The sequence below is a fragment of the Streptomyces sp. NPDC107581 genome, from assembly GCF_055657175.1.
Map to the genome: position 1 here is coordinate 1 of NZ_JBVKBH010000052.1, position 5,141 is coordinate 5,141.

Annotated in this window: 2 protein-coding genes; both read left to right on the forward strand. The window is 69.2% G+C overall.

Annotation, left to right across the window (positions count from 1 at the left end; all coding sequences use genetic code 11):
* The coding region (locus ACZ7P3_RS42450) for a type I polyketide synthase (protein ID WP_472090038.1) at positions 1-1,388 on the forward strand (1,388 nt) is incomplete at its 5' end.
* 64 nt (positions 1,389-1,452) lie between these two features.
* Positions 1,453-5,141 (forward strand): type I polyketide synthase (locus ACZ7P3_RS42455; protein WP_472090039.1); only part of this gene is annotated, 3,689 nt, incomplete at its 3' end.

Sequence of the window (5,141 nt, forward strand, 5' to 3'; positions counted from 1 at the left end):
CCCTGCCCCCGGCTTCCGCAGTGGGCCGTGGGGTCGGTGCGGGTGATGCGGGCCGTGGGGGCGGTGTGGTGTTGGTGACGGGTGCGTCGGGTGCGTTGGGTGGTCTGGTGGCGCGGCATCTCGCGCAGACGGGCCGGGCGGGGCGGTTGGTGTTGGTCTCGCGTCGTGGGATGGATGCGTCGGGGATGTTGGAGCTGGTCGCTGATCTGGAGGGGTGGGGTGTCGAGGTCACGGTCGCGGCGTGTGATGTGTCTGACCGGGATCAGCTGGCGGGTGTGGTGAAGGGTGTTGCGCTGACCGGTGTGGTTCATGCGGCGGGTGTTCTTGATGACGGGGTTGTGGGGTCGCTGAGTGCGGAGCGGGTGGAGTCGGTCATGCGGCCGAAGGTCGATGCGGCTTGGCATTTGCATGAGCTGACCCGTCATCTGGATCTGGACATGTTCGTGTTGTTTTCCTCGATCGCGGGTGTGGTCGGTAATCCGGGGCAGGCCGGTTATGCGGCCGGCAACACCTTCCTGGACGCGCTTGCCGCGTTCCGGCGTCAGCAGGGTCTGCCCGCGGTGTCGTTGGCGTGGGGTCCGTGGGAGCAGGGGATGGCGGGTGAGCTGTCCGAGGGTGATCGGCGGCGGTTGGGTCGGCAGGGCATGCTGCCGTTGTCCGACACTGACGGTCTTGCCCTGCTGGACACTGCCGTCGGCCGGAGCGAACCGTTGATCGTGGCAGCCCAGTTGGACCTCACCGCGATGCGTGGATCGGGCGATGTTCCGTCGCTGATGTCCACGCTGGCCCGCGGGGCCCGTGCCGGCGGTCCCGCCCGCCGTACGGTCGGTGAGCCGACAGCCGACGGGCAGAACGTCCTGGCCGAGCGCCTGGCCCGGGTGAGCCCGGCCGAGCGGCAGGAGGCGCTGCGGGACATGATCGCCGCGCAGGCCGGGCTGGTCCTGGGAATGTCAGGGTCGGACGGGGTCGACGCGGACCGCTCGTTCCGCGACGTCGGGTTCGACTCCCTGACCGCGGTCGAACTGCGCAACCGGCTGAACAGCGTCACGGGACAACGACTCTCCGCCACAGCGGTGTTCGACTACCCGACCCCGACCGCCCTGGCCGATCACCTGGCTCAGGAGATGTTCGGGTCGGCCGACGAGGAGACGACCGCACTCTCGGCCTACTCCGGACTCGACAAGTTCGAGGCGTCGCTCACCGAGATCATGGGCGACGACGCCGCCCGGGCGAGGGTCACCGCTCGGCTCAAGGACATCCTCTCCGTGCTGAGCGACACCGGCGGATCCGGCGACGAGGCCGACGACGGTGACTCGGTCGCCGACAGGATCCAGTCGGCCAGCGACGACGACATGTTCGACTTCATCGACAACCAGCTCGGGATCTGAGTACGCCGCCGTACCACCGTGCGTAATGCCGTACCACCGTGCGTAATGAGGAAGGCGTCATCGGATGGCGAACGAAGACAAGCTTCGTGACTATCTCAAGCGGGTCACCACCGATCTGCACCAGACCCGGGAGCGCCTGCGTGAGGTGGAGGGTCGCCAGCAGGAGCCGGTGGCCATCGTGGGGATGGGGTGTCGTTTCCCGGGTGGTGTGACGTCCCCGGAGGAGTTCTGGGCGCTGCTGTCCTCGGGCGGGGACGCGATCGGGACGTTCCCGGCGGACCGGGGCTGGCCCGCGGACGTCTATGACCCTGATCCGGAGGCAGCGGGCAAGAGCTATTCGAATGAGGGCGGGTTCCTTTACGACGCAGGGCAGTTCGACGCGGAGTTCTTCGGGATCAGCCCGCGTGAGGCGCTGGCGATGGATCCGCAGCAGCGGCTGCTCCTGGAGACGTCGTGGGAGGCGCTGGAAGACGCGGGGATCGATCCGGGTGCGTTGCGGGGCAGCACCACCGGGGTCTTTGCCGGGTTGATCTATCACGACTATCTGCCGTTCGACTCCGTGCCCGAGGAGGCCGAGGGCTATCTCGGTACGGGTGGTTCGGGTGGTGTGGCGTCGGGTCGGGTGGCGTATGCGCTGGGCTTGGAGGGTCCGGCGGTGACGGTGGACACGGCGTGTTCGTCGTCGCTGGTTGCGTTGCATCTGGCGTGCCAGTCGCTGCGGTCGGGGGAGTCTTCGCTGGCGCTGGCCGGCGGTGTGACGGTGATGTCGACGCCGGGCACCTTCATCGACTTCTCCCGGCAGCAGGGCCTGGCGGTCGACGGTCGCTGCAAGGCGTACGCCGAGGCCGCCGACGGCACCGGCTGGGGCGAGGGCGTCGGAGTTCTGGTGCTGGAGCGGGTGTCCGACGCCCGCCGCAACGGTCATCGAATCCTTGCGGTCGTGGCCGGTACGGCGATGAACCAGGACGGCGCGTCCAACGGCTTGACCGCGCCGAACGGTCCCGCGCAGCAGCGGGTGATCAAGGCTGCGCTGGCCAGTGCGGGAGTGGGCCCGGACGGCGTGGACGTGGTCGAGGGCCACGGTACGGGGACGCGGTTGGGTGACCCGATCGAGGCGCAGGCGCTGCTGGCGACGTATGGGCAGGGGCGGTCGGAGGAGCGGCCGTTGCTGCTGGGTTCGGTGAAGTCGAACATCGGTCACGCGCAGGCGGCGGCGGGTGTGGCGGGCATCATCAAGATGGTTGCCGCGATGGAGCACGGGGTCGTTCCCGCGACCCTGCATGTGGATGCGCCGTCCTCCCACATCAATTGGGGTGCCGGTGCTGTGCGGCTGGCCACCGAGGCCGTGCTGTGGCCGGAGGTGGGTCGTCCGCGGCGTGCGGGTGTGTCGTCGTTCGGGTTCTCCGGGACGAACGCGCACGTGATCATCGAGCAAGCACCCCAGGACGCTGAAGCGTCCGACCTCAGTGCTGCTCCGGCTGACGGTGTCCCGTCGGTGGCTCTGCCGGTGGTGCCGTGGGTGGTGTCGGGTCGGTCGGTGGCGGGTCTTGCGGGTCAGGCGGAGCGCTTGGCGGGGTTCGTCGGGCAGCGTCCGGACGTGGACCTGGTGGACGTGGGCTGGTCGTTGGCAGCCTCTCGTGGTGCGTTGGAGCATCGTGCGGTTGTTGTGGGGGCGGGGGTTGGTGAACTGGCTGCTGGTTTGGGGGCGTTGGCCGAGGGTCGTGAGGTTCCGGGGGTGGTGTCCGGGGTTGTGGGTGGCGTGGGCAAGGTCGGGTTCGTCTTCACGGGGCAGGGTGCGCAGCGCCTGGGCATGGGGCAGGGGTTGTATGAGGCGTTCCCGGTGTTTGCCGAGGCCTTCGATGCGGTGTGTGCGGGGCTGAGTGGCCATCTGGAGGGCTCGCTGGCGGCGGTGATTCGCGGTGAGGGCGACGAGTCTTGGCCGGGTGGGGGCCGGATCGATGAGACGGTGTGGGCGCAGGCGGGGTTGTTCGCCGTCGAGGTGGCGTTGTTCCGGCTCCTGGAGTCGTGGGGTGTGGGTCCGCAGGTGGTGGCGGGTCATTCGATCGGTGAGCTGGCTGCGGCGCATGTGGCCGGTGTGTGGTCGCTGGAGGATGCGTGTGCGGTGGTGGCCGCGCGTGGCCGGCTGATGCAGGAGCTGCCCGCCGGCGGCGCGATGGTGGCGGTCGAGGCGACCGAGGAACAGGTTCTGGAAGCGATCGCGGGCCGATCCGGTGTGGGGGTTGCGGCGGTCAATGGGCCCCGGGCTGTGGTGATCTCCGGTGTCGAGGACGAAGTCCTGGCGGCCGCGGCAGAGTTGGCGGGGGGTGGGGCGCGTACCAAGCGTTTGACGGTGTCGCATGCGTTCCATTCGCCGTTGATGGAGCCGATGCTGGAGCGCTTCGGGCAGGTCGTCGGTTCGGTTCAGGCCCAGGTGCCTCGTCTGACCATGATCTCGGGCCTGACCGGACAGCCGGTGACCAGCGAGGTGACCGACCCGTCGTACTGGGTGCGGCATGTGCGTGAGGCGGTGCGGTTCGCCGATGCCGTGGCGGCACTGCGGGACAACGGCGTGCGGACGTTCGTGGAGATCGGTCCGGACGGGGTGCTGTCCGGGATGGGTCCGCAGACGCGTGCGGAGGTTGTCGGTGAGGTGGCTGCTGCCGAGGTGTGGCTGCCGGTGTTGCGTCGTGGTCGGGATGAGCCTCGGGCGTTGCTCACGGCGCTGGCGAAGGTGTTCGTGCGGGGCGTGGCGGTCGGCTGGGACAAGGTGTTCACGGGGACGGGTGCGCGTCGGGTCGACCTGCCGACGTACGCCTTCCAGCGACAGCACTACTGGCTGACCGCGACGGCGGGGGGCCGAGCCGAGGACTTGGGGTTGGGCACTCCGGGGCACCCGCTGTTGGGCGCCGCGGTGATGTTGCCGGCCAGTGGTGGGTTGGTACTGACGGGTCGGTTGTCGGCGGCCCGCCAGGGGTGGCTTGCCGATCACGTGGTGGCCGGGCGAGTGGTGGTGCCCGGAGCAGCATTGGTGGAGATGGCCGTGCGTGCCGGTGACGAAGCCGGCTGCGGACGGGTTGAGGAACTGCTCATCGAGACGCCGTTGGTGTTGCCTGAGCGTGGCGGCGTGCGGGTGCAGGTGACGGTTGACGAGTCGGATGAGTCCGGTCGCCGAGCAGTGGCCGTCTACGCCCAGGTCGAGGGCGCGGCGTTCGAGGAGGAGTGGACGCGGCACGCGGCGGGTGTTCTCGTTCCTGCTGATGCGGATGTCGATGCCGGTGTCGACAGTGGCTTGGCGCAGTGGCCTCCGGCCGGTGCCGATGCCGTGGACCTGGCCGGCTTCTATCCGGCGTTGGCGGGGGCCGGTCTTGCTTATGGCCCGGTGTTCCAGGGGACGCGTGCGGTGTGGCGGCGTGGTGAGGAACTGTTCGCCGAGGTCGCGCTGCCCGAGGGAGTGGCGGTCGCCGGGTTCGGGGTGCATCCCGCTTTGTTGGATGCCGCGTTGCATGCGATGGGGTTGGGTGTCGAGCGCGAGGGACTGGTGCTGCCGTTTGCGTGGGGTGGTGTGGTGGTGCATGCGTCGGGTGCGGTGGCGGCGCGGGTGCGGGTGGCGCCGTCGGAGTCCGGTGAGGGTGTTTCGGTGACGCTGGCCGATGCGTCTGGTGGGTTGATCGCGTCGGTGGGTTCGTTGGTTCTGCGGCCGTTTGTGGCTGCTGCTGAGGTGTCGGCTCGTGATGGGTTGTTCGGGGTGGAGTG